Source organism: Verrucomicrobiia bacterium (genome assembly GCA_023953615.1).
GTDB lineage: Bacteria > Verrucomicrobiota > Verrucomicrobiia > Limisphaerales > JADLHS01 > JADLHS01.
On sequence record JAMLJH010000001.1, the window covers coordinates 1,541,369 to 1,566,094 of the forward strand.

The 24,726-nt window shown below is 56.1% G+C and carries 22 protein-coding genes; 13 read left to right on the forward strand and 9 right to left on the reverse strand.

Features of this window, described 5'->3' with window-relative positions; genetic code table 11:
* Positions 1-2: 2 nt before the first annotated feature.
* Together M9920_06465 and M9920_06470 are read right to left on the reverse strand one after the other, a co-directional pair.
* Positions 3-1,421, reverse strand: a complete 1,419-nt coding sequence (locus tag M9920_06465) for an ATP-binding protein (GenBank protein ID MCO5051927.1) — start codon at positions 1,419-1,421, stop codon at positions 3-5.
* Complete coding sequence (locus M9920_06470; GenBank protein MCO5051928.1) at positions 1,414-2,841, reverse strand: class I SAM-dependent methyltransferase; 1,428 nt, start codon at positions 2,839-2,841, stop codon at positions 1,414-1,416. The genes M9920_06465 and M9920_06470 overlap by 8 nt, the downstream gene beginning before the upstream one ends.
* 314 nt (positions 2,842-3,155) lie before the next feature.
* Here M9920_06470 and M9920_06475 point away from each other — a divergent pair, with 314 nt between their 5' ends.
* The 4 genes from M9920_06475 (at position 3,156) to M9920_06490 (ending at position 8,874) form a co-directional block, all read left to right on the forward strand.
* A complete protein-coding gene (locus tag M9920_06475; GenBank protein ID MCO5051929.1) occupies positions 3,156-4,502 on the forward strand; it encodes an outer membrane protein transport protein in 1,347 nt (448 codons plus the stop codon).
* A gap of 123 nt (positions 4,503-4,625) precedes the next feature.
* The gene (locus M9920_06480; GenBank protein MCO5051930.1) at positions 4,626-5,723 is read left to right on the forward strand and encodes an ATP-binding protein; all 1,098 of its coding nucleotides are present in this window, start codon (positions 4,626-4,628) and stop codon (positions 5,721-5,723) included.
* Between the two features lie 6 nt (positions 5,724-5,729).
* Positions 5,730-6,704, forward strand: coding sequence for a hypothetical protein (locus M9920_06485; protein MCO5051931.1), 975 nt, complete (start codon positions 5,730-5,732; stop codon positions 6,702-6,704).
* A gap of 64 nt (positions 6,705-6,768) precedes the next feature.
* Positions 6,769-8,874: a DNA topoisomerase IV subunit A gene (locus tag M9920_06490; protein ID MCO5051932.1), complete on the forward strand. Its 2,106-nt coding sequence runs from the start codon at positions 6,769-6,771 to the stop codon at positions 8,872-8,874.
* 390 nt (positions 8,875-9,264) lie between these two features.
* Here M9920_06490 and M9920_06495 read toward each other — a convergent pair whose 3' ends face one another.
* Together M9920_06495 and M9920_06500 are read right to left on the reverse strand one after the other, a co-directional pair.
* Positions 9,265-9,930 (reverse strand): hypothetical protein, encoded by a 666-nt coding sequence (locus M9920_06495; GenBank protein MCO5051933.1) that lies wholly within the window; start codon positions 9,928-9,930, stop codon positions 9,265-9,267.
* Positions 9,927-10,646 carry a ribonuclease H-like domain-containing protein gene (locus M9920_06500; GenBank protein ID MCO5051934.1) on the reverse strand — a complete coding sequence of 240 codons (720 nt, stop codon included), beginning with the start codon at positions 10,644-10,646 and terminating at the stop codon, positions 9,927-9,929. The genes M9920_06495 and M9920_06500 overlap by 4 nt, the downstream gene beginning before the upstream one ends.
* A gap of 316 nt (positions 10,647-10,962) precedes the next feature.
* On the opposite strand from M9920_06500, the gene hisC reads away from it, so the two are divergent.
* From hisC to M9920_06520, 4 genes are all read left to right on the forward strand, one after another.
* Positions 10,963-12,087, forward strand: coding sequence for a histidinol-phosphate transaminase (gene hisC / locus M9920_06505; GenBank protein ID MCO5051935.1), 1,125 nt, complete (start codon positions 10,963-10,965; stop codon positions 12,085-12,087).
* A gap of 216 nt (positions 12,088-12,303) precedes the next feature.
* A complete protein-coding gene (locus M9920_06510; protein MCO5051936.1) occupies positions 12,304-12,807 on the forward strand; it encodes a hypothetical protein in 504 nt (167 codons plus the stop codon).
* A gap of 24 nt (positions 12,808-12,831) precedes the next feature.
* Positions 12,832-13,521 carry a CAAX prenyl protease-related protein gene (locus M9920_06515; GenBank protein ID MCO5051937.1) on the forward strand — a complete coding sequence of 230 codons (690 nt, stop codon included), beginning with the start codon at positions 12,832-12,834 and terminating at the stop codon, positions 13,519-13,521.
* A 140-nt stretch (positions 13,522-13,661) separates the two neighbouring features.
* Positions 13,662-15,224, forward strand: a complete 1,563-nt coding sequence (locus M9920_06520) for a class I SAM-dependent methyltransferase (GenBank protein MCO5051938.1) — start codon at positions 13,662-13,664, stop codon at positions 15,222-15,224.
* Positions 15,225-15,226: 2 nt separating this feature from the next.
* Here the strand turns inward: M9920_06520 and M9920_06525 are convergent, their stop codons facing one another.
* The gene (locus M9920_06525) at positions 15,227-16,300 is read right to left on the reverse strand and encodes a hypothetical protein (protein MCO5051939.1); all 1,074 of its coding nucleotides are present in this window, start codon (positions 16,298-16,300) and stop codon (positions 15,227-15,229) included.
* Positions 16,300-16,764: an NYN domain-containing protein gene (locus M9920_06530; protein MCO5051940.1), complete on the reverse strand. Its 465-nt coding sequence runs from the start codon at positions 16,762-16,764 to the stop codon at positions 16,300-16,302. The genes M9920_06525 and M9920_06530 overlap by 1 nt, the downstream gene beginning before the upstream one ends.
* 110 nt (positions 16,765-16,874) lie before the next feature.
* On the opposite strand from M9920_06530, the gene M9920_06535 reads away from it, so the two are divergent.
* From M9920_06535 to msrA, 5 genes are all read left to right on the forward strand, one after another.
* On the forward strand, positions 16,875-17,747 hold the full coding sequence (locus M9920_06535) for an aldehyde dehydrogenase family protein (protein ID MCO5051941.1): 873 nt from the start codon (positions 16,875-16,877) through the stop codon (positions 17,745-17,747).
* Positions 17,748-17,931: 184 nt separating this feature from the next.
* Positions 17,932-20,301, forward strand: coding sequence for a carboxy terminal-processing peptidase (locus M9920_06540; GenBank protein MCO5051942.1), 2,370 nt, complete (start codon positions 17,932-17,934; stop codon positions 20,299-20,301).
* A 28-nt stretch (positions 20,302-20,329) separates the two neighbouring features.
* Positions 20,330-20,893 carry a hypothetical protein gene (locus tag M9920_06545; GenBank protein ID MCO5051943.1) on the forward strand — a complete coding sequence of 188 codons (564 nt, stop codon included), beginning with the start codon at positions 20,330-20,332 and terminating at the stop codon, positions 20,891-20,893.
* Positions 20,894-20,904: 11 nt separating this feature from the next.
* Positions 20,905-21,129, forward strand: coding sequence for a DNA gyrase inhibitor YacG (locus M9920_06550; GenBank protein ID MCO5051944.1), 225 nt, complete (start codon positions 20,905-20,907; stop codon positions 21,127-21,129).
* 118 nt (positions 21,130-21,247) lie between these two features.
* The gene (gene msrA, locus M9920_06555) at positions 21,248-21,799 is read left to right on the forward strand and encodes a peptide-methionine (S)-S-oxide reductase MsrA (GenBank protein ID MCO5051945.1); all 552 of its coding nucleotides are present in this window, start codon (positions 21,248-21,250) and stop codon (positions 21,797-21,799) included.
* 41 nt (positions 21,800-21,840) lie between these two features.
* Here the strand turns inward: msrA and M9920_06560 are convergent, their stop codons facing one another.
* The 3 genes from M9920_06560 to M9920_06570 form a co-directional block, all read right to left on the reverse strand.
* Positions 21,841-22,605, reverse strand: coding sequence for a hypothetical protein (locus tag M9920_06560; GenBank protein ID MCO5051946.1), 765 nt, complete (start codon positions 22,603-22,605; stop codon positions 21,841-21,843).
* A 199-nt stretch (positions 22,606-22,804) separates the two neighbouring features.
* Positions 22,805-23,818: a squalene/phytoene synthase family protein gene (locus tag M9920_06565; protein ID MCO5051947.1), complete on the reverse strand. Its 1,014-nt coding sequence runs from the start codon at positions 23,816-23,818 to the stop codon at positions 22,805-22,807.
* 108 nt (positions 23,819-23,926) lie between these two features.
* Positions 23,927-24,592: a DUF2959 domain-containing protein gene (locus M9920_06570; protein MCO5051948.1), complete on the reverse strand. Its 666-nt coding sequence runs from the start codon at positions 24,590-24,592 to the stop codon at positions 23,927-23,929.
* Between the last annotated feature and the right edge of the window lie 134 nt (positions 24,593-24,726).

Below are 24,726 nucleotides of genomic sequence, written 5' to 3' on the forward strand. Positions count from 1 at the left end.
CCTTAAACGGGGTGCGGAAATTCCAAAGTAAACTCGCAATACTTTCCGGCCTCGGAGCGCACCGAGATTTTGCCCTCACACTCCTGCATGATGCGATAACAAATGCTCAACCCCATGCCCATGCCCTCGCCGACGTCCTTGGTGGTGTAGAACGGGTCAAAGATTTTGTCAATGTGCGTGGTGGGAATGCCCGGGCCGTTGTCGCGGACAACAAGGTAGCTGGTCTGCGGGGTTTCCCGCGCTTCAATCCAGATCGTGGGCGCTTCGCCATTGGCAAACGTCTTGTGTCGCATTGCATCCAGCGAATTTTGAATCAGGTTCACAAAGACGTGGACCAGTTTGTTTTTGTTGGCGCGAACGGACAGGTGATCCGGTAGTTTGAGTTCAATGGCCGCCTGTTCCTTCTTTTCACTGCTCAAAAACCGCAGCGCCGACGTGGCGACTTCCCCGACGTCAACGGTGTCCAAATGGTCGGTGGACGGATGGGTGAAAGCGCGCAAGTCGGAGACGATGTTTTTGACGCGTTCGACGCCCTCTTCGACGTCCTGCAAAATTTCGGTGTATTCCTCCTGTTGTTCGGGCGCGACGTGGCGCGCTTTCTTTTTCAATGTAAACAAACTGGTGGTGACAAAATTCAACGGGTTATTGATCTCGTGAATAATGCCGGCGCTCATCTGGCCCAGCGACGCCATTTTTTCCGATTGGATGAGTTGTGATTCGGCCTCGGTCAATTTTTTGATGGTGTCAGCCAGTTCTTTGTTCCGCGTATCGAGCTGCAAATTATTCTGTTGCAAGGAGCGCTGACTCTCGGACAGTTGGTGCCGCAGCGAAAATTCGTGAAAGCGTGATTTGCTGTGAAAATAACTGCCCGTGACCACGATGATGCCAGTTAAACTCAGAAAATAGAGGTTGTTCACGAGCGCGCCCCAATTTTCATCAGTTGCTGTCTGAAGTCCATCATGCACAAAACTAGCAGTCAGGTATAACACGATAACCAGCGTTGACGCGGCGAAGCTTTCCCAAAACGTCCAGTGCAATACGAAAGCCAATACGAGCAACACCAAGTTCAATCCGGCATAGTAGGGCGACCCAGCGCCCTCCGTTTTAGCGATCATCCAAGCGATGAACGAGGCCGGGATCATGAATAGAACAATGCCGAGAAAACGATAGTGACGCCGCCCCAGCTTGGTCAACAAGATGGCCAGAAAAGCGCCGATCAACACCGAACTAAGCAAGCGCGCTTGCAGAAAATGAAACTGCTCGGCGGCGTGGGGATAGACGTAGCGATCCAGAATGAAACCGGCGGGCATCAAAATCATACCGAGTACGCAGGCGACCTTGAAGTTGTTGATGGTCTCCTGCTGATCATAAGCGGCGAAAGCTTTTAGCAGCGATGCGTTGTTTGAGACTGATTCAACCATGAGCAGATTTGCGTACTTCGACGATCAAGTTAACCTCGGTGTCATCTCGATAAACGCGGCAATCACCCGAGAGCGCCTCGGGCGGAATCAACGCCCGCCCTTGTGCGGTGTCGCGATATATCAAGTGCCAATCCAGCAGAAATTCCAGCATGTGCTGGAAAGGTTTGCAGGCTACAACATTGGTGATCAGCAAAAGCCCATCCGGAGTGAGCCATTGGTAAAGGATGCTCATCAATTGTCGGCAGGTTTTATCCGTCAGATAGTCGAAAAGCCCGGCACAGTAAATGTAATCGTACCGGGCCGCGCCCGTTTGAATTTGCGTGCGTCCGCTTTCCTTGAAAATCTGTTGGATGGATTTCTTGGCAATCCGAATCTCGGTTTGGCGGGCGTGTTTCTGTCGGGCTTCTTCAAGCTGGTGGCCGGTGCGGGTGACGGTTTCATCGTTGAAGTCCCACAACGTGAATTCCGTGTAATCGGCCAAAGCGCTTTCAGCCAGAAAAAGCTCAATCTCACGAGCTGGACCACAACCTAAATTAAGCACCCGAATCGGACGGCGGCGACGTTCTCCCCGCAAGGCCTCCTCGCCGAGCCGTGTGGTCAGATATTTGATGCGATTACGATGTGCTTCGGCGGGCCATTGGCGGAGGAACCAACTGTTAAGCACCTGCGCGTAGAACGAATTCCCCTCCAACGGTTCGCGCAGGATCATGTTCACCATTTCATAATCACCCGCATAGCCCAGTGGTTTATGAAACGTCCGATAAGCGAACGGCGAACACATCACCAACGAGTGCAACTGTTGCCGGACAAAACTCGCGTGCATCGGCCGCAGGGGTTCAGTGATGGTCGCGCCGATCGCCTCAAACCGCTCATGCAATGAGTTGAAGGCACGGATCATTTTCTCGCTGAGATCGCGCAAATATGCCTGCACCTCTATCGGTTGGCGCACCGAAGGTTTTAGTTTGAACCCCAGTTCCAAGCGATCCATCCAGCGCGCAAAATCGCGCAAGAACATTTGGATGTCAGTCACGGCAATTTTGAATTCGGGAAAAATACGATAGGATTTCTGCCAAGCACTTAAGAAGGCGTCAAAATCCAGATGCTCGCTTTCTTGCCGTGCGCCCACCGCCAATACCTCCTTAACGAATCCATTCTCCTCCAATTCGATATCACTTGTCAGCGTCATCCTCGAATCCACCAACCCCGCGACTGTGCCTCGACCGATGTAGATTACGGAATCCTCGGTGGTGATTTTCAGTTCTGGAAGAACCTGGGAAACACGCAAGACAATGGATGGATCGTAGAATTCAACGACCGCACGGAAGCGCGTCAGTCGGGCGACGGAAGCTGTAAACTCAATTCCGTCTGAAGTTTTGCCGACGACCGCGTACGCTGAAATCTGGTTCGATTTTGTTGGCATTACGTTGAAACCTGCCGGTTGATTTGGCTGCTTACTTGGTAGTTCCCCCTGGTGATTATCTAACCGAAAATAACCGGCATACAAAGAGATATCAAATCTCGCGCCAATTTTAGGAAAACGTCAAAACTTCGCTTCAACGACGCAACGAGCCACTTCAGCGGTCTGGTTGCACTGGCATCTGGTCTGCTCTTCTGCTTCAGCCGTTCCAGTTGTACCTGCAATCCAATAGTGTTGATGACCGCGTCGGATGCTAATGCGAATTCCGACAACGAGAGAGGTCGCAGATTCAATCCGCGGCAGTAACGCCTGTAAATATGAACATACTCTTTAACCAAGATCGCCGGCCGCATCGCGCGGCGCGGACGCCCCACCACCGCGAACACCTGATCGGGTGCGGACTGTTGCTTTCATTACTGTTGGCAAGTCCCTCCGTTTCTGAAGGATTTCGAAATCCGCCGGCTGGCGCCTTTAATTTGGGACGGGCGGGCGGACGAATTGCCCATGTTCAAGACGCTACCGCGGTAACTCACAATCCGGCTAATCTCGTGGCTGCAACCAATTATCAAGCCCAGGCGGCGCTGGGTTTGGTTTATATGAAGGTGGCACATTCCTCGGCAGCACCTGGACAATCAGCGCAAACAGAAAATCCATGGAAAGTGCTGCCCGCAGCCTATTTCGCCACGCCGGTGCTGGACGATAAATGCGTGTTTGGTTTAGGGCTCACCAGTCCATATGGATTGAGCGTGGATTGGAATGAAACTGGTTCGAGCGCCTTTGCCGCACCGGCTGGAGCTTTGCGCTACACCTCTCCGCACTACGCTGAGTTGATGACTCTGAATCTTAACCCAACCGTCGGCATCAAATTGACCGAAAGCATCTCCGTGGGCGTCGGTTTGGACATCATGTGGTCGCGGCTGACATTGAAACAGTTTTATCCGTGGGCAATTTTTCCTGGTAGCGGCGGAGTGGAACCCGATGGCCTGCTGCGCGGCGAGGGCGAGGGCTATGGGCACGGCGGGAATTTGGGCTTCACTTGGAAGATTACTCCGCGTCAAACCGTCGCACTTACCTACCGCTCGCAAATGGACGTGGATTTTGATGGAGACACACAATTGAGCAACATCACGCCGACGGCGACTGCCTTTGGGGTGACCGGACGCAGTTTGTTTGCCTCGCACCTGGCGTTTCCAAACATTGTGGCCATAGGTTATGGGCTGCAAGTCACCGATCGGCTGCGCCTCGAAACAGATGTTGAGTGGTTGCAATTCTCGCGGTTTAAGCGGCTGCCGATCAACATCGGCAACAACAATATTCTCCTCCCCGCGACCAGCCAAAGCGTTCAAGAAAATTGGCGCGATACTTTTACCATCGGCATCGCCGGCGATTATCGGCTTTCGGACAATTGGTCTGTTCGCGGCGGATATCAATACTATCAAAGCCCGGTTCCGGACTCGACTTTCTCGACTACTATTCCTGATGCCAATCAAAATGTGCTGACAGTTGGTCTGGCGTATCATTCTGGTGCGCAAGCCATTGAACTTGGGTACGGGGCGGATTTTTACGACCGCCGTAATCTGGTCGGCAACCAAAATCCTGCTTTTGACGGCAAATATAAAATCACCGTGCATCTAGTCTCCTTGAGTTATCAATTGGCGTTCTGAAGTTTGCGGGGCGGTAATTCAACTTGAGAAACAGATCGGATTTATCGCAGGCTGTGTCTGCTGTCAGATTCGGCTAAAACAGTTCAAAGCTGAGTCGGATGAGTACAGAAACAAGACTCGACCATGGCCGCTAGGAGCCAAATTCCGATCGTGAGGCCGGACGGGGAATTCAATCTCGTCACGGCTCTTCAAGCCTGTCTGTCGCCTAGTAACATCGTCATTGGAGCGGCGGGCGAAGTTCTGACCTGCTCTTTGAACGGTAGTGAATTTCTTAACCGGCTCGTCACCCCAGGTATGACGCTTGCCGCACTACCTGAGCCGTTAGCCGATTTGATCGCTCAGGCAAAAACCGCGCGCGCGACTGTCGCCATGCCCGTTTTGAAATTACACAATTCCGAGGGTGCAGCGCGTCAGTTTCATGCGACCGCAGTTTTTCTCGCTCTCGGTTCTGGGGAACCCACTGTCATCCTCAACTTGACGGATATCACCCGATTGGCTCACTGGCAAAAAAGCCTCGAACAATTGGATCGGCTCGCCACGACGGGAACCCTGGCGGCCGGCATGGCGCACGAAATCAAGAACGCCTTCGTGGCGATCAAAACCTTCGTGGACTTGCTCGTCGAGCAGAATAAAAACGCGGAACTGACGGATTTGGTCCAACACGAACTGGCGCGCGTCAACGCCATCGTCCGGCAATTGCTCAAGACTGGCCCGGCGACGCCGGAACACACGCCCGTGCGGTTGCACGATGTCCTGGAGCACTCGCTGCTCATGGTGCGGCAGCAATTGAGCGACAAACTGATTTCACTGCATCGCACCTTTGCGGCCACATCCGATGTGGTGCGAGGTGATCCGCACCAGTTGGAGCAGGTGTTCGTCAATTTGTTGTTGAACGCGGTGGAAGCCACGGGGACGAATGGTTCGCTGACTGTGCAAACGGAATTTCTTGCCGTACCAACCTCGGAAATTTCAGAACCAAAGTTCGTCGGCCAGCCACTCGTGCGCATCAGCGTGGCGGATACCGGAACGGGCATCGCTCCCGACACGCTGGCGCGAATGTTCGAGCCGTTCTTCACAACCAAGAGCCACGGAACGGGCCTGGGTTTGCTCATTTCGCAGCGCATTGTCGAGCAACATCACGGCGCGATCCACGTCGAAAGCCAGCCGAGCAAAGGCACGACTTTTCGGGTGATTCTGCCGTCCGGGCAACCGAAGGCGTGATTGCTCATGGGCCGTTATCGCCTCGCATTGGTCAGCGATATTCATTACGCCGGGACGCGGGAGCAAGCGGAGGGCGATGATTTCGAATATCGCGATCTCAAAAATCCGCTGCTGCGCTTTCTGATTCGACAATATCGGTGGCACGTCTGGCTACGTCATCCCCTGCGGCAGAACGGTCAATTCGATCGGTTTCTGGCGGAAGTTCCTCCGGTGGATTATGCCATCGCCAATGGTGATTATTCCTGTGACACCGGCGCCATCGGCTTGAGCGCCGCCGCCGCTTTGGAAAGTGCGCGGGAAAGCGTCGGCAAATTGCGGCAAAAGTTTGATGACCGTTTGCGCCTCAACTACGGCGATCATGAACTGGGCAAACTGCGACTCGTTGGCGCGGTGGGCGGCATGCGCTTGGACAGTTGGCGACGGGCGCGGGAGGATTTGCAAATGCCGCCGTTTTGGCGGCTGGAGCTGGGTCGTTACGTCTTATTTAATTGCGTCTCGTCGTTGATCGCACTACCGACTTTCGGTGCCGACACGCTGCCCGAAGAGCGGGCTGGTTGGGAACAGTTGCGCGCTGAACATTTTGCCCAGGTGCGGGACGCTTTTGCCGGGCTGCAACCAAGGCAACGCGCGCTGTTTTTCTGCCACGACCCGACCGCATTGCCATATCTCTGGCGGGATGAGGTCGTTCGCGCAAAACTTCCGCTCGTCGAACGCACGATTATCGGACATCTTCACTCGAACTTTTATCTGCGCCTGAGTCGCGCGCTGGCTGGAATGCCGCCGCTCAATTTTTGCGGCCATTCGGTTCGACGTTACAGCCGCGCGCTGCGGGAAGCGCGTGGTTGGCGGCCCTTTCGCGTATTGTTGTGTCCTTCGCTCGCCGGAATTGAATTGCTCAAAGATGGCGGCTATTTCACGGTGGAGCTTGATGCGATGGCCACGATCCCGGCGCAATTTCAATTTCATCCGGTTCCGCGTTAGGGAGATTACGGGACGGGCGCAATCTTGCCATTGTCGTCATTCTGCGGCTTAATGGTTTCCGGGCATGCGTTCAGGAAAACGGAAGAAGACATCCAATCAACCGGAGTTACCGATTGACGATCGAAAACCAGACAAGAATCTCGGGCCAACCGATGGAAACGGGCACCAACCTCTCGACACCAAAGCGGTCGAAACGATAACGCATCGTCCGTTTAATCCGAAGCAGGTCGCGGCGGGTTTGCATCGTCGGGTGGATCGCGGCTTTCTGGATTACGCCAGCTACGTCATCCGCGATCGCGCCATCCCGAATCTGGCGGACGGCTTGAAGCCGGTGCAGCGGCGCATTCTCTGGGCCATGCATCGAACCGACGATGGTCGCTTCACCAAAGTCGCCAACATCGTCGGGGATACGATGAAATTTCATCCGCACGGCGATGCGTCCATCGGGGATGCGCTCGTGGTGCTGGCCAACAAGCGGTATCTCATCGAAGGCCAGGGGAACTTCGGCAACCTCCACACGGGCGATCCCGCCGCGGCATCGCGCTACATTGAAGCGCGGCTGACCGGGCTGGCGCGCACGGAGTTGTTCAACGACGAGATCACCGAGTTGATTCCCAGTTACGACGGACGCAACCAGGAGCCGGTCACGCTTCCGAGCAAACTACCTCTCACGCTGATGCTGGGCGCGGAAGGCATTGCCGTTGGTTTGAGCGCGCGGATTCTGCCGCACAATTTCCCCGAACTGCTCGAAGCGCAGATTGCCATTCTCAAAAACCAGCCCTTCAAGTGCGTGCCGGATTTTCTGACCGGCGGGTTGATGGACCCGCGCGATTATCAGGATGGCAAGGGCAGCGTGAAGGTGCGGGCGCGCATCAAGTATCGGGACGATCACGCCGTCGTGATCACCGAAATTCCGCCGGGCACCACAACGGAATCACTCATCGCTTCCATTGAAGCCGCGTCGCAGAAGGGCAAGTTGAAGGTAAAAGCCATCAACGATTTCACCTCGGAAAACGTGGAAATTGAAATCAAATGCCCGGCGGGCGTGGATCAGGATCAATTGATGGACGCGCTGTATGCGTTCACCGATTGCGAGGTGACCATTTCCAGCCGCATCGTGGTCATCCAGGACAATCGCCCGGTCGAACTGACGGTGAGCGAGGTGTTGCGCGCGAACACCGAGCAACTGGTGGCGCTCCTCAAGCGCGAACTGGAACTGCGCGAGCAAAAACTGCAGGACGAGCTGCATTACCGCACGCTGGAACGCATTTTCATCGAGGAACGCATTTACAAATTGATCGAAAAATGCAAAACCGCCGAAACGGTGAAGGCCGCGGTGTACGAGGGCTTCAAGCCCTTCAAGAAGGAATTGTTGCGCGACCTCGTGGAGGCCGACGTTGAACGGTTGTTACAGGTGCGCATTCGCCGGATTTCGCTCTTCGATATCAACCAGCACCGTCAGGAAATGGAGCAGACCAAGGCGGACCTGGCGGAGACGCGGAAGCACCTGAAAAATCTCACCAAGTATGTCATCGGGCATCTCGAAGCGTTGCTGGCGAAATATGGACCGCAGTATCCGCGGTTGACCACCAAGTCCGCCCGGCACGAGGAGATTGATACCAAGGCAGTCGCGTTCAAGGCGTTCAAGGTCGCCTACGACCGCGAGAGTGGTTATGTGGGTTACAAGGTCAATGGCGAAGAGTTCAAAACCGAGTGTACGAAGTTCGATAAAATCCTCCTCGTATTCAAGGATGGCACGTACAAAGTCACTGAACTGCCGGAGAAATTGTTTGTTGGGCCGGAACTGTTTTACTGCGGCCTGCCGGATCGCGAAGCCGTATTCACCTGCGCCTACACTGATCGCAAGGCGAGTTATTTGAAACGCTTCAAGTTTGGCGGCACGATTCTAAACAAAGCGTATCTCTGCATTCCCGAGAAGTCGCGCATCCTGTTCTTTGAACCCGGAACGCCGAAAGTTTTGTACGTGCGCTACAAACCCGCCGCGCATCAAAAGATCAACCAACAAACCTGCGATCCCTCCCAGATCGAGGTGAAATCAGCCAAGACGCGTGGCCGGCAGATTTCGATCAAGGACATCAGCAGCGTGACCGTCAAACCCACGCGCGGCTGGGACGAAGCCGGCACCACGACAGAAATTGTGTTCGCTTGAGTTTCTCAGTGCCGTCGCGACGCTCCAAGGCTTGAACGTAACCGATCATGCCAACCGACCTTGTTTTGGGTGACTTCCAAATTTGCTTCAGCCGGCGGGATTGCACCGTTATCTGATTTTTGGGCCGAGCCCCACTCCTCATCAATCCGCGTAGAAAAGTTCAAGGTGCGGTTCAGTCGTTGCGCCGGAGTGCAACCAAGACGGCACAAACTCCAGTAAACGGAGCCGAATCGTTTGTTGATCCGCGCGTCAGCGGCGCGGATCGGCCAATGATAGTCCGAAAACGTCGTTTGTTGGTAAAATCCATTGAGTCTGACGCCGATTCAACATCCGCAATCGTTAACGGAAATAGTAACCTGCGTGTGAATGACTATAATAGCTGTCGTTGATTCAGTTAGGTTGAGTAACTTCTCTCAGCACTGAGGCTAGATTTGCTGCCGCCAGTTTCGTTCGTGTTTGCAACTTCAACAATGCGGGAATTTTTCCTGGTGATTTGAGGATGGTCCACGCGAGCTTGCCAAAATTCAAACTTTGATCGGGATTGGAGAGCGCATTGAAATCCAGCGGAAGGTCTTCCTGCGCCGTATCGGAAATTGCCCTTACGGTGGCGCATGGAATGCCTTGTTCGCGGCAGATGGCCTGAATGACATCGGATTCCATCTCCACCGCATCCGCACGGGTCGTAGCGTGAAGGGTTTGTTTTTCCGCGCTGGTTGTGGCGATGTGATCCAGACAAACGAATGATGCGGCAACGGCTTCGGTGCGGGACAGTGCTTGGAGCAGGTTGGGATCGGACGTGTCAAATAACACCTGACCGATATGAAGTTTAGGATTAAGGCCGCCGGCAAAGCCACAAGTGAAAACCCGACGCAGTGAAGTGGTCTGTAAAAATTTGAGGAGGCTTTGGCGCGCATTGTTGCGTCCGATACCGGTGATCAGAATGGCGGGATCCTCGCGAGCGACCAGCATTTTCCGAAACGGAGCGGCTTCGTCCTTGAGCGCGAAGCAAACGAGCGTCAGTCCGGTGGCGGCGGGGCGGGGACCCGAATGGTTCATTTGATACCCGCCAGCCGCTCTTTCCAGATGCGGTATAGTTCCACCGTTGCGCGCACGTCCCGCAGGCAGTATTCGGCAATCTCGCGAAATTTTCCTTCCTGAATCAGTTGGGTGACATCCATGCCGGTGATGCCTTGGGCTTTGGGCGATTCCACGCCAAAGGCTTTGCAGTAGAAATCGAGATTAAATTTTCGCGCGGCGCCGTCTCGTCCGCTCACGCCGTAAAACGTGAATTGCTCGGCCAGGTCACAATGCGGTTCGGTGGCGTAACGGTAGCCCAACCAGTTCTTTTTGCTGATGGGAACATTCAACGCAGCGGAACGCAGATAAAGGAAGGGCACGTCAAAGCCGCGACCGTTAAACGTGACAATCTCATCGTAATGCTTCACCACATCCCAGAATGCGGTGAGCAATTCCACCTCGTCGGCGCAGGGCATGAACTCCACGGGGCCACCCTCGGCCGCGTCTTCCTCATAATCGTCCGCCGTGTACAACACCTGACCGCGCAAGGAATCGGCGTTGAGCATGGCCACGCACACGATTTGTCCGGTAAACGGCCAGAGCGCGAACATGCGTTGCAGTTCCGCGCGTTTGGCGAGGCGTTCCGCTTCGGATGGCAAGCGTTCCGCATCGCGCAGCAGGTATTCCTGTTGCACTTCATCGAAGTGCGCCAGGGGTTGCGCGGAGGTTTCAATATCAAAGACGAGTCGGGCCATGGCGGAGGGGCGGAACGGGTGGAATGAAAAACCAGGATGGAAAACCAATTTGATACAGCCAGTTTTCCATCCCGGTTACTTAGCAAGTTACTTTTTTTTCTTCGCTGCTTTCTTCTTCTTCTTGGCGGCCACGCGTCTCACCTCCGATCCGATGCGGGTTGTTTTTTGTTCGGTGTTCTCAGGCAAAATTTTTGGTACATCTCTGGAACAACTTGGTTTGTATGTGAAAGTAGGAGTCGAACGCAAATGTTTTTTTCACTTTCCATACATTACTTGTTTCCGGTCGCGCTCGACTTGAAAAGAAAATTCTTGTGAAATGTTACCGATGCCAGTGCCATCACCACAAAAATTCATCCGTCCACTCGTCAAACGATTGCACGCCTATGTGCCCGGAGAACAACCCAGGATTTCCGGACTCATCAAACTTAACACCAATGAAAATCCTTATCCGCCCGCAACACAAGTCCTCAAGTTGACGCGCGCCGCCGTGGATGATCGCTTGCGGCTTTATCCTCATCCCACTGCGGAGCGACTTCGCATCAAGTTGGCGAAGCTGCATCGGTGTCGTCCCGAGAACATCATCGTGGGCAATGGTTCGGACGAAGTATTGGCTCTGGCGATTCGCGCGTTCGTCGAGCCGGCCGCCACCAGTTCTCGCGTTCGGAGTTCGCGCGCGGTCGTGCAGTACTTCACTCCAAGCTATTCACTCTATCCGGTTTTGGCCGCGGCGCACGGCGCCATCGCCAATCCCGTGGCACTGAAACCAAATTTCGATTTACCCCGCCTTTCTGCGCTTAAACGTGATGGTTCATGGCGTTTTGATGCCGCGCTTACGTTTGTAACGACCCCGAACGCGCCCAGCGGACGTGGCTATGCCGCAAAAGCGCTGGAAACCCTTTGCCGCGCTCAATCGGGCATCGTGGTGCTGGATGAGGCTTATGTGGATTTTGCCGTTGAACACGCCATGAAACTGGCTTTGCGACATCCGCAGGTTCTCGTTGCGCGCACATTTTCCAAGGCATACTCGCTTTGCTTTCAGCGCGTCGGCTATTTGGTAGGCAACGCGGAACTGATCGCAGCACTGCACAAGATTCGCGACAGTTACAACGTGAACGGCCTTGGCCAGATCGCCGCTGAAGCCACTTTGGATAACTTGGCGTATTACCGGGCGAACTTCCGGCGCATCATCGCCACTCGCGAAAAATTAAGTCGGGATTTGACCAAGCTGGGCTTCCGCGTGTTGCCGAGCCAGACCAACTTCATTCTAGTTCAACCGCCCCGTTATTCGGCGGAAGCTTGGTTGCAGAAATTGCGGGACCGAAAAATTTTGGTCCGCTGGTTTCGCGCCCCGGAGGTGAGCCGTTATCTGCGGATCACGATCGGGACAGCCACCGAAGCCGCCGCTCTTGTTCGCGCGGCACGGGCGATTCTGTCGGTTTAAGGCGTAATTGGTTGATTCGCGCACAATCGGTGTCTGTTTTCGGTCCAGCTTAAGCTCGGTCCCACAATTCAGCGTGCCAACGAATATAAGGCACTGCTTTTGCTGAATTTACGACGGGTTCGAGAAGTTTTTCGCCGGGATCGTGTGTCCATCGGCAGGGTTGCGACTTTACGCGACAATTCTCGTTCCCTCGAAAACGCATAGACCATCTGAGTTATGAGCAAGCACGAGAAGGCCACCCCGGAAGAACCGAAGCTCGCAGCAGAAACTTCCGCACCGCTGGAATCACCAATGACCAACGCCGAACCTTGGTATCGGAAAGCTGAATTGTGGTACGGCGGGGCCACCGTCCTGGGCGTGCTGGCTGTTTTTTTCTGGGTCGTGGGGCAGCTTGATAAAAATCCGTTGCCGGTGGATGCGCGGATTGTGGATCCGCCAGTCGCGCCATTGGCAGCGGTCGAACCAACCATCATCGAGCATCCGGATGAGCCGGATACGAACAGTTATCCGGTCGCGGTGGTGGAAGTGCCGCCGCCCCCGCAAATCAAACTGCAAGGCATCTTTTACAACCCGCAAAACCCGTCAGCAATTTTGGATGGCCGCACGGTTTTTCTGGGGGATCGCGTCCCCGGCGGTTTCCGCGTCATCGCCATTTCGCCGACGAACGTCACCTTGGCCAGTGCCACCGAAACGAATGTTTTGAGTTTGTCGGGACGCTAAATTCACGGCACTCTGCGCGCCGCAATGATCGCCACATTACGGGAGTATTTGGGGAAGTCACCCGAACACGCGCGGTTCATGCCGTTCGCCATCTGGGTCGGCATCACCGCGCTGGGCATTGGCGGGGGCGACATGAAATTCTGGTCCTACGCCATCAAAGTGGTGGTTGGGCTTTGGGTGGTTTGGGAGATGCGCCGGTTCGTCCCGGAAATCCGTTGGACGTGCAGTTGGCCGGCGGTTGGGATCGGGCTGCTCATCTTCGGCTTGTGGGTTGGTTTGGACCCGTTTTACCCCAAGAACCACCTGTTGATGCAGGACACGGTGGAAAGCATCTGGAATCCCTTCGCGCGTTTCGGCGCTGGCTCGGCGCTGGCCTGGACGCTGATCGTCATTCGCATCTTCGGCATGACCGTACTCGTGCCGCCAATTGAGGAGGCGTTTTATCGCTCACTCGTTTATCGCTATCTGATCAAATACGATTTCACCAAGGTAGCGCTGAATCATTTCGATGGGCTGGCGATGGTGCTGTGCGCCGTGTTGTTTGGTTTCATGCACTTCCAATGGCTGCCGGGCATCCTTTGCGGGCTGGCTTACCAATGGCTGGCGATTCGACGCGGGCATCTGGGGGATGCAATCACCGCGCACGCGATCACCAACTTTTTGCTCGGGGTGTACGTGGTTTGGCAGGGCGGCGAAGCCTGGAAATTTTTCTGAGCGCACGGCTGGAGTTCAATTCGCCAGCCGGCCAGAATCAATTTCGCCGCGAGGCCGAGTACTATTTACAATCCGTCATGCCGCCAACACCATCCATCTTGCCGCCATGTGTTCTGTTTGAGGATGAGCATCTCCTTGTCGTGAACAAGCCCGCAGGCTGGAACACGCACGCGCCGGAGCGCCACGCCGGGGAAGGCATTTACGATTGGCTCAAACATCGCGAGCCGCGCTGGGCGAGCCTGGCCATCATCCACCGACTGGATCGCGTCACCAGCGGCGTGCTCATTTTTGGGAAAACCACGTTGGCCAATCGGTCGTTGACGGAACAATTCACGCAGCGAGCGGTGCGCAAGAAATACTTGCTGCTGACGGATCGGCGCCCGAAACGAACGTCATTCGTCATCCGCTCCCAAATCCTCCGTGATGGCGAACGTTATGTTGTCCATCCGCACGGATTGCCGGCCGAAACCCGTTTTACCACTCAGATTGACGAGGCCTGGCTTCGCCAAGTCGCGCCCAGCCTGGCGTCGCACATCAGTCAGCGGCTTTACGCGATGACCGCCGAGCCGTTGACGGGGCGAACGCATCAAATCCGCGTTCATGCTGCCGCGCAAGGATGCCCGATCCTTGGTGACGTTCTGTACGGCGGCGCGCCCTTTCCGCGCGTGAGTTTGCATGCGGCGGAATTAAGTTTGGCGCATCCCGCCACGCACCAACCGCTCACGTTCACGGCTACGGTGGATTTTCAAACCGACGCGGCCGCCGGTTTGCGGGCGGCTTTCATCGCGCCGACAGAAACCGACAGTTTCCGTCGGCTCCACGGCGCGAGCGACGGTTGGCCGGGGGTTTATGTGGATCAACTGGGCGCGTTTCAATTGTCGCAGAGCGAAAGGCGATTACCGGTGGGTTTGCAGCAGCAATTAGGCGCGCGGCACTACCACAAAACTTTAATACGGCGGTTGCGCGGCGCCACGGCGGATCCGTCGCCTCAATGCGTCGCGGGACTGCCGGCGTCCGGGCCTTTCGTGATTCAGGAGAATGGGGTGAAGTTTGAGTTGAGTTTCAATGAGGGCTATTCAGTCGGTTTGTTTTTGGATCAACGCGATAATCGGCGCCGGTTTCTCACCCGACATATTGCCGCCGACTTTAGCCCCCTTGCGCCGCGCGACCCGACCGCGACGCTGGAAGTCCTGAACGCGTTCGCCTACACGTGCGGGTTTTCCGTTTGTGCCGCTTTGGGTGGCGCGCGAACGACCAGCCTGGACTTATCCAAAAAATATCTGGAATGGGGCAAGCGCAACTTTGCGCTCAACGGATTGGACCCGGCGCAACATGATTTCGTTTTTGGTGACACGTTTGATTGGTTGCGGCGTTGGGCCAGGCGGGGACGACATTTTGACGTCGTGGTGCTCGATCCTCCCACGTTTTCACAGTCAAAGGCTCACGGCGCTTTTCGAGCGGAGAAAGATTACGGCGAACTGGTTGCGGCGACTTTACCGGGGCTGAAACCCGGCGGCGTCCTGCTGGCCTCGAGCAATGCGGCGCGTTTAGAACCCCGAAAATTCATCGCCCAGATTGAAGCCGCGATTCACGGATCCCGGCGCAAAATCGTGCAGCGCCATTATGCTCCGCAGCCGCCGGATTTTCCCATCAGCCGGGAGGAGCCGGCGTATTTGAAAACCATCTGGTTGCGCGTGGAATAATCTCACTCCCGCTCGCGTTCTGCGGACCGCGCCAGCACCGCCGCGCGCGATTTCCGGTGCAACCGCCGCCGCAAGATCATCATTACCAACAGGAAAACCACCAACGCACCGATCTGGAACACGGGGCGCTGGACCAGCGGCCGCGGAGTCTCGGTTTCCTGATCCCGCAGGAAATTAGTCCGGATGATATCCGCACTCGGCGGCGTGATTGCCGTAACGATCGCGTTGGTACCCGTCGGAGATGCGGCGATGGAATTGGATATTTCCAGATAGATCAAGCCCGTTGCGGCCAGACCTAGATTGGTTACGGCATCTGGCGCGATCGGCAGGTAATAGGAAAAGTCTTCGGGTGGCGGCGCCAAATCCGACTGTTTGATGATCAATGGCGGAGCGGAAGTTGGCGCGAGGCGGAGCGGCGGCGGGTTGACCACCGCGGGCATTTTGAACTCTTCAGGGTATTCAGGAATCTCCAGCGGCCAGGGCGGCGTGCTGACCGAGAAGGCCACGAACTGGCCTTTGACAGCGCGCAAAATGGTGAGAAACGGCATATTGGCCTGACGCTGTTGCTCGAGATTGCTCGCGAAGGTGGCTGAGATCGTAGGGTCGTAAGGAGTGCCGTGGATGGGGTTTTGTCCGGAGGTCAAAAGCAGCAAAGTGAGGTGGTCAGACTTTGCGACGATGTTGGTAACGGCCTCCCAAATAACCGAAAGCTGCGGTGATTTTTCGTAAGGCTGGTTTTGCAGCACTCGAGCAAAGGTCAGCCCCAACAACTGACGCGTTTCTGGAGTCCAGGTTTGCGCCGGCAGTTTTCCGGTCAACAGTTGGTCATTAAAGGTCCACAGTCCGAGAGAGGCGCGCGAACCCATTTGCCCGTTCAATCCAGCCGCAATGATGTTGGCAACCAGGCGTTGCGTGTTTTCCGCACGCTTCTGCATCGGCGCGGAAGTTTCCACGATAAACAGAAATCGCTCGAGGGCGGGAGCGTTGGTTTCGGTCGTCGGCTGGGCTGGCGCAATCCCGCCAAGCGAAAGCAGGCTTAACCAGACGGCGGAGCGTAGGATTTTGAGCAGTGACATCAACTTTGTCGAAAACGCTTTTGTTCGTTGCGATTATATTGTTTCACATTTTCATTCAAGGTCTGCAATGCGCTTTCCACCATGCCGATGAAATTCAGGCAGGAAACTGTCAAGCCGCCCGAGGCATTCACGGTATCGCGTTCGGCCCGATCGTTCGTCACCACCAGAACTTCACCGTATTCCTGAAACCGGTGCGCCGCGCGCTCGATCAAGTCGTCCGCCGTGCGCCCCCCGCTCGAAAACAAAACTTCCACCGGGTTGGTGGCGTCTTTCGGCGTGTGCGGTGGCGCGCCGCTTCCATCGAAGAAAATCGTCACCGGCGTATTCGCCGCGTCCTGGTACTGGGTCAAAATCCGGATGAGTTCATTCCGGGCGGCGGCCGAATGCGGCGGCTGGCCGCGAATCAGCGTCGGCCAACTGTGCAGCAGACTGTAACCATCAACCAGAATCCGAACCAAAGCCATGCGCCCAGTTTAATCACTGGCGGCGGCGCGGACAACTCCGGCGCCGATGGGCCAGGGGTGGACTGGTCTGGATTCTTGCCGCCGGGATACCGCTGGTCTAGTCTCGGGTCATGGCCGGGCGAATCGAGGTCAAGAAGACTTACAAACTTTACATTGGTGGCAAGTTCCCGCGGAGCGAAAGCGGGCGTTATCTGGCGGCGCGATCGGTTCGCGGCCTGCACCTTGATAATTACAGTCACGCTTCGCGCAAAGACCTGCGGGAAGCCGTCGGGGCGGCGCGTCAGGCGTTGACGGGATGGAGCCGGGCCACCGCCTACAATCGCGGTCAGATTCTCTATCGTGCCGCGGAAATGTTGCAGAATCGGGCGGATGAGCTGGTGACCGAGATTGTGCGGGCGACCTGTTGCCGCCCGGCCGGCGCTCGGCGTGAGGCCACTTTGACGGTTGACCGGTTGGTGCATTTTGCGGGTTGGACGGACAAGTATCAGCAGGTTTTCGGCAGCGTCAATCCCGTGGCCAGTTCGCATTTTAATTTTTCCACACCGGAACCAACCGGGGTGGTGGCACTGCTGGCGCCGGATGAACCGGCGTTGCTGGCGCTGGCTTCGCTGCTGGCGCCCGTAATTTTAAGCGGCAATACGGCCGTCGTAGTGGCTTCAGAAAAATTTCCACTACCCGCCGTGACCTTTAGTGAAATCCTGGCCACCAGCGATGTTCCCGGCGGCGTGATCAACATTCTCACGGGGCGGCGCGATGAATTGGCGCCGCATCTTGCTTCGCACCTGGACATCAACGCGATTGTGGACGGCGCCGGCGACCCGGCGCTGCGTGCGGTTTTGCAAACCGGTCCCGCAGTCAACTTGAAGCGCTATGCCAATCGGGCGTTGCCGACCAAGGCGTGGTTCACTGCGCGCGGCGAGGATGCCTACGCCATTCTGGACACGGTGGAGTTGAAAACCGCGTGGCATCCGATTGGTCTGTAACGATGCGACGGGCACCGCTGAGCGCGATCATTCATGAAACCATTCGCCCCGGAACTGGCGAAAAATCGGCCCGGGCAGAACCGGAAGTTGGAGGCCGGGGTTGCCTTGGATCGGGAAACCATCGCTGGCGTCATTGAATGTTTGCGTCTATAATCGGTCGAAATAACGCCGGGTTCATTCATTTATGCTCAAGTTACGACGATTCAGAGTTTTAGTGGGGTTATTGTTGATGGCGCTCATGCCGTTGGCTGGGGGTTTATTCGCCGATCAGATCGGTCCCGATCCAACGCAAGTCGCTACGAAACTGCTCGCGCCCACGCCGGATGACGGTGAGATCGCCTACATCACCGCCCGCGTGCTGGAACAGGGGCATTACCGCCAACATCCCTTCGACGACACTTATTCGGAAAGATTTCTGCAAATGTATCTGCAGGCGCTTGATCCACAGCGATTGTATTTTACGCAAGCTGATCTCGCGGAATTCGCCCCTTATCGGGATCGGCTGGATAATTTGACCTTGGGTCGGCGTCTGGCGGCAGACACCCGACCGGCTTACCTCATCTTCAATCGGTTCCTGGAGCGACTCGACCAGCGCGTCGCCTACGTGCAGGAATTGTTGAAGACCGAACAGTTCGCCTTCGAGGCGGAGGAAAGCATCGTGGCCAACCGCAAGGAAGAACCGTATCCGGTTGATTTGAATGAGGCGCGGCAGCTTTGGCGGCAGCGGCTGCGGAGTGAGTATTTACAGGAAAAAATCGCCAAATATGCCGAACGGCAGAAAGCCGCGCGCGATGCCAAGAAAAAGACGACGGCAACAAGCTCCGCAACCAACACCAGCACGAACCTGGCGAAAGCTTTCGATGCACCAAAAAAAACCGACGCGGAAGAGATTGTGGAAAAGCTGAACAAGCGTTACACGCGCAACCAACACATCTATCACGAACTGGATGAGCAGGAAGTGTTGGAGTTTTACCTGACGGCTCTGGCGCACGTGTACGATCCGCACTCGGATTATTTCAATCCGCGCCAGGCGGACAATTTCGCCATCGGCATGAACCTGTCCTTATTTGGCATCGGCGCGGTCTTGCAGGCGGATGGCGAAGGGTATTGCAAAATTGCGGACCTAAAGCCCGGTCCGGCTTCCAAGAGCGGCAAGATCAAAGTGGGAGATCGGATTGTCGCCGTCGCGCAAAGCAATGCGCCCCCCGTGGACGTGGTGGACATGAATCTGAACAAAATCGTGCAACTGGTGCGCGGACCGAAAGGCTCGCAAGTCCGCCTTACCATGGTGGGAACCGACAATACTTCGGATCGCTGGGAGGTGACCCTGATTCGCGAAGAAATCAAACTGGACGACCAGGCCGCCAAGGCAAAAATCATTGATCTGCCGAACGCGGACGGCCAGATCGTCCGGATCGGGGTGATTGATCTGCCGTCGTTCTATGTGCCGATGGATTTGGGCAGCAACTCCCGCGGCCCAGCAAAAAACGACGACGCACATTATACCTCGCGCGACGTCGCGCGGCTCCTCACGAAGTTGGAAGCGGAAAATGTTCAGGGGATCATTTTGGATTTGCGACGGAACGGCGGCGGCTCGCTCGAGGAATGTGTCAAATTAACGGGCTTGTTCATCAAGGACGGTCCGGTGGTGCAAGTGCGCGGCCCCGGCGAGGAGCAACCGCCATTCATTGACAAGGACGACGACGCTTCCATGCTCTACGGCGGCCCGTTGATTGTATTGACCAGCCGGTTCAGCGCGTCGGCCTCGGAGATTCTGGCCGGGGCTTTGCAGGATTACAACCGCGCGCTCATTGTGGGCGATTCGTCCACACACGGCAAAGGCACCGTGCAACAGTTGAATCCGTTGCGCATGTTTATTCCGGAAGCCGACATGACCAACAATCCGGGCACGCTGAAGATCACCAAGGCGAAATTTTATCGCGCCAGCGGAGCGTCCACGCAATTGAAAGGAGTCACTTCGGACCTCGTGCTGCCGTCCAAGTTGAATTACGCGAAGGATATCGGCGAAGCGGCGTTGGAGAATGCGCTGCCATGGGATGTCATTCGGAGCGCGCGGTACGAGCGGTTCAATCTGGTGCAACCGTACCTGTCGGAATTACTGGAGCAATCGAGTCAACGGTTAAGCACCAACCAGGAATACATTTACATTCGCGAGGACATCGAACAATTCCGCAAGGCCCAAGCGGCGAACTCCGTTTCCTTGAACGAGAAGCAACGCATTCAGGAATGGGACGAGGACGATGCGCGCCAACGGGCGCGGGACAAAGAACGGCTCGCGCGCCAGACAACTCCGCCGACGGTTTACGAGTTGACGCTCAAGCAAGTTGATCTGCCGGGGTTACCCCCGCCGGTGGTGGCCACCAACCTGACCAGCGCCACCGTGGAAAGTGATTTGGCGGCGGATGAATTGGAGCCGGAAACGCCGCCAGCCATTGACGCGCCGCTGGAAGAGACCCAGCAGATTTTGTTGGATTACATCAAGCTGCTCTCGTCGAAAGACGTGGCGCTGCGCACGCGCAAAGCCAATCCGTGAACCGCATGAGGAGGATACGATGAAAACTTTGATGCTCTCTGGAATGATCATCGGGCTGGTTTACTCCAGCCTGGGGCAGGCGGGACAAGCGCTGCAACGCGCCCGCGAGATTTCCAATCAAAACAACGTGCGTCAGGGCGTGCCGTCTCCGGCGCCTCAGCCGGCCGCGCCGGTTCGCCCGGCTTCGGGCACAAATAGTAATGTTGTAACCCAGGCGCAAAGTCTTGCGGCATTGCAGGCCGATTTGGCTGGATTCAAAACGGGCGCGATCGCCAGCGAGGAACAGAAACAACAGTTTACCATCAACCTGGCCAAAGCGGTGCGCGGCAATAAACCCTCCCTGGCCAGCGTGAAAAAATTGGTGAATTCACTGACGGCTGGATTGGCCAGCGCCACTCTGGCCGATGAATCGCGCAATCGTCTTGCGCTGGACTTGGACGCGGTTCTGAACAGCCGCGGGCAGTCCGCGGCGCAGTTCGATAAAATCATCGCTGACGTGCAGGCGATTTTAGAGGTGGGCACCGTCAAGCGCAGTCAGGCGGTGAGCATCGCTAATGACCTGAAAAAGATCGGCCAGGAAATCCGCCGGTAAATGGGAGAACCATGGCCACGCCCCGGGTCAAATGTCCCACCTGCCGGAAATCTGGCGATTGGTTTGCCGGTCCACATGGTCCGTTTTGTTCGCGCCGCTGCAAATTGATTGACCTCGGCAAATGGTTCGGAGAGGAGCACGTTATCGCCACCCCCTTATCACCCGAGCAGACGGCGAATATCATTCAGGTGACCGCCGACGAAAATCCGAACCAATCAAGCGAACCGGACTTGTAACGCTTGCGTTCGCTTCCTTTCCTTCATGAAATATTGCTTCACTCTGGGTTGGTCGGCGGTGGTGTTTTGCGGAATGATGGGTTGCCGTCCCGATCCGGGGACGCCTTCAATACTGAATATGAAAACGTCTGTTACTTCCAATGTTCCCACGGAATTGGCCACGCTTGGTGGCGGATGCTTCTGGTGTACTGAAGCCGTGTTTCAAATGCTGCCGGGAGTGGTTTCCATTACCAACGGTTACGCGGGCGGCACCACGCCCAATCCCACCTACGAACAAGTTTGCAGCGGAAACACCGGTCATGCGGAAGTCATCCAGATCGCCTTTGATCCCACCCAGGTCAGCTATGAAAAGATTCTGGAAACATTCTGGGAAGCGCACGACCCCACCACGCTAAATCGCCAAGGCAATGACGTGGGGACTCAATATCGTTCCATCATCCTCTATCACGATGCGCGGCAAAAAGCCGAGGCCGAACAATCCAAGGCCAAAGCGCAGCGGCATTTCGAGCAACCCATTTTGACCGAGATTGTTCCGCTCACGAAATTTTACCCCGGCGAGGATTACCACCAGAATTACTATCGCGCGAATCCTGACCAACCTTATTGCCGGGTGGTGATTCGCCCGAAGGTGGAAAAATTCAGTCGGAAATTGGACCAATCTCCACAATAAAAAACCCGCCAAGATGGCGGGTCTATTGAAAATACCACCCGTTACGGCTCGGCAATGATTTCGGCGCGCTGCCGGTGATATTCCTGCGGAGTGATCTGATCCGCTTTGTAACGGTTCAACAGCGCATCCAATTTCTGCTGTTTCGCCGCGGAGAAAGGCGACGGAATCAAATCATTATGAAGGGGCGCGGCCGTGAACCGGGCGGGCGATTGCGTGCTGGCAACGGTCTTGCCCGGACTGGTTCTGGCGGGAGCGGGTTGCGCCGGAGCCGCCGGTTGCGCGGCCATCGCTTGGCGAAGCGCTTCCTCCATTCTGGCGGTGGCATCGTCAGCGCCCGCGTTGGAAACATTGGAGTATTGATTGCTGCTGGGCGGGGTGCTGATGGCTGGTGCTGGAGCTGGCGCGGTAATAACCACTGGCGTGGCAGCGGGTTTAACCACTGTGGCCGCCGTTGGCGATTCAGTGCCCAACGATTGTCGCAGCGCCTCCCGCATTCGCGCGGTATCGGCATCATCCGCCGGTTCGATCCAAACCGGATCAGCAGACTTGTTTTGCATTTTAACCACCGGCGCCTCAACCGGTATCGGCACCACCACCGTTGGCGCGGGGGCTGGCTTGGCTTCTTTGACTGGTGCCGGAGGCGCTGGAGTGACAGCGGGAGCGACTGCACCTGGTTGACCCAAGGCCTGTCGCAGCGCTTCACGCATTTTGGCCTGTTCATCCGTATCCGGTCCGGCCAGCAATGCAGTCGTGGTCAGGCCCATGGCGGCGGCAGATAGAACCGCGAGAAATTTGGTGTTTTGCATACGATTCAACGATCTCAAGATTTTCCTTACGTTTACGTCATATCGGCGCGATGCGCAATAGGTTTCCCGCAGTTTCCCCCGGACATTTTGGCAACGGCGCCGCGCACTCAAGAAAACTTCCCCGTCAAAGCCGCGTAAAAACTTGTGTTTTTAACGCTTTGGCCGTCCCCAAATCCCTCTGACCAAGAATCTCGTGCGCTCACTGACTGAAACCCGCCAAGCTCCGCCAAGCCCCCGCGAACGGGTAGTAAAGAATCGAGTGCGCGACAACCTTTCGCACTTCCGCTCGCGACACTTTAATTCGGGGGTCGGTCAAAATATTTCCGGCGCGCAGTCGCGTCAGGGTTTTTACACCGATGAGAATTGGCCAGGCGCAGGCCAACCGCACCCGCATTTGCGAACGCGGAATGGTGTTGGTGTAATTCCACCCCGCACGTAAATGCGCCTCCGCCTGATCCAACCAATGTTGATACACGCCGCGAAATTTTTCTTCGCTGGTTGGCCGCAGCAGATCGGCTGGCTGCAATTCGGCGCGGGCCAATTGATCGGCAGGCAAATAGCAGCGCCCTTTTTTCAAGTCTGCCGGCAGGTCGCGCAGGATATTGACCAATTGCAACCCTTTGCCGAATTGGACCGCCTGCGCCAGGAATTGCGCGTCGTCCAACGGCGCGTTGGGAAACAAATAGGCGCGGCACATGCCCGTCCAAAATTCGCCGACGCAGCCCGCCACCCGATAGGTGTAATCGTCCAATTCGGCTGCGGTCTGCAACGCGATGATGTTCTCGCGCGCCGCCCCCGCAAAGCGGCGCAGGTCCAGTTCCTGACCGCTGATGATGATTTCCAACACCTGCCGCACCCGGCAGCGGTCCGCGCTGGTCAGATTTTGCAAAGCGCCCAACGCCAGTTCCACTTCCGTCAACAAACGCCGCTCAGCGGGATCACCCTGTGATTGGCTTAGCGTTTCCAGACTCAGCGGAGCTTGATCCGTCGTTAAAATGCGGGCGCGCAATTGTTGCAAGCTTTGCAGGCGTTGCTCCACCGGCACGATTTCCGTATCGGCAATCGTATCCGTGGTGCGCGCCAGTAGATAGGCCAGGCTGATCGGAAAACGGATGGCGCGTGGCAACGCCCGCAAAGTCAAATAAAACGAGCGGGAAGTTTGCTGAAGCAGCGTATTGAACTGTGGCACATCGGCAGCCGTAATCCCAGACACGCCGTGACTATCTTGAATGTGACGGGAAAAATCCAGCGTGGAGCCGGTTCAGTTTCTGACCCTCCATCCGGCGGTCGGGACGGACGCCCGCCGAATTTCGACCCGCGGTCACTTCGGCAGCGATTGAATGAACCGATCAGACTCAGCAATACTGGCGTTCATCTGCTGCAACAATACCTCGATTTGCTGCTGGATGCCCGCCGCCTCGCCCTGCAACGAGCCGATGGCCGCCGCGTTCAAATTGTGTTTCAGGAACAACACATTGTCCTTGAGCTGACTGAGCACCGGCTGCATCGAAGCCTCGGCGGCCCGAACGGTTTGGGCCAATTGGGCGTAACGTTCCCGCGTTTGATGTAATTGCTCGCGACTGGCCGTCGCCAGATTGGGATTGCTGTATTGCTGTAATTCCTTTTCCCACTCGGCAAACATGGATCGGGCGATCTTTTCCATTTTTTCAATGCGCGACCGCACCTCCTCAGCCTGACTTTCACAGCGTTCCGAGGCGGTTTTCATCTTTCCGTAGAACGTTTCCAACTTGCCGCCGTCGAACGCGTACAACGCTTTGATCTGAGTCAGCGCATCCGTGAATTCCTTTTGCGCGTCCTTTTGTTCCGCCTGCAGCGCGGTGACGGATTTTCTGAGCAGCTCACGTTTCTCGTAACCGAAAACATGTTCCATCGTGGTGTTGTAAATGGACGAGCAACCGGGGGTGAGCAGCAATGGCAGGCCGATGAGGCCAAGACCAGCGAGCAGGACACGAAAGTTTCTTTTCATAAATCGGGCCGAACCATTCTGTTCAAACCGCCGCGCCAGTAAAGCGCGATCAACGCGGCCGCCGGTCCACACCATCAGCAAATGGCACATCAACATCTTGAAGTGCAGTGGCCTGCCATCGCTGTTAGGCACCC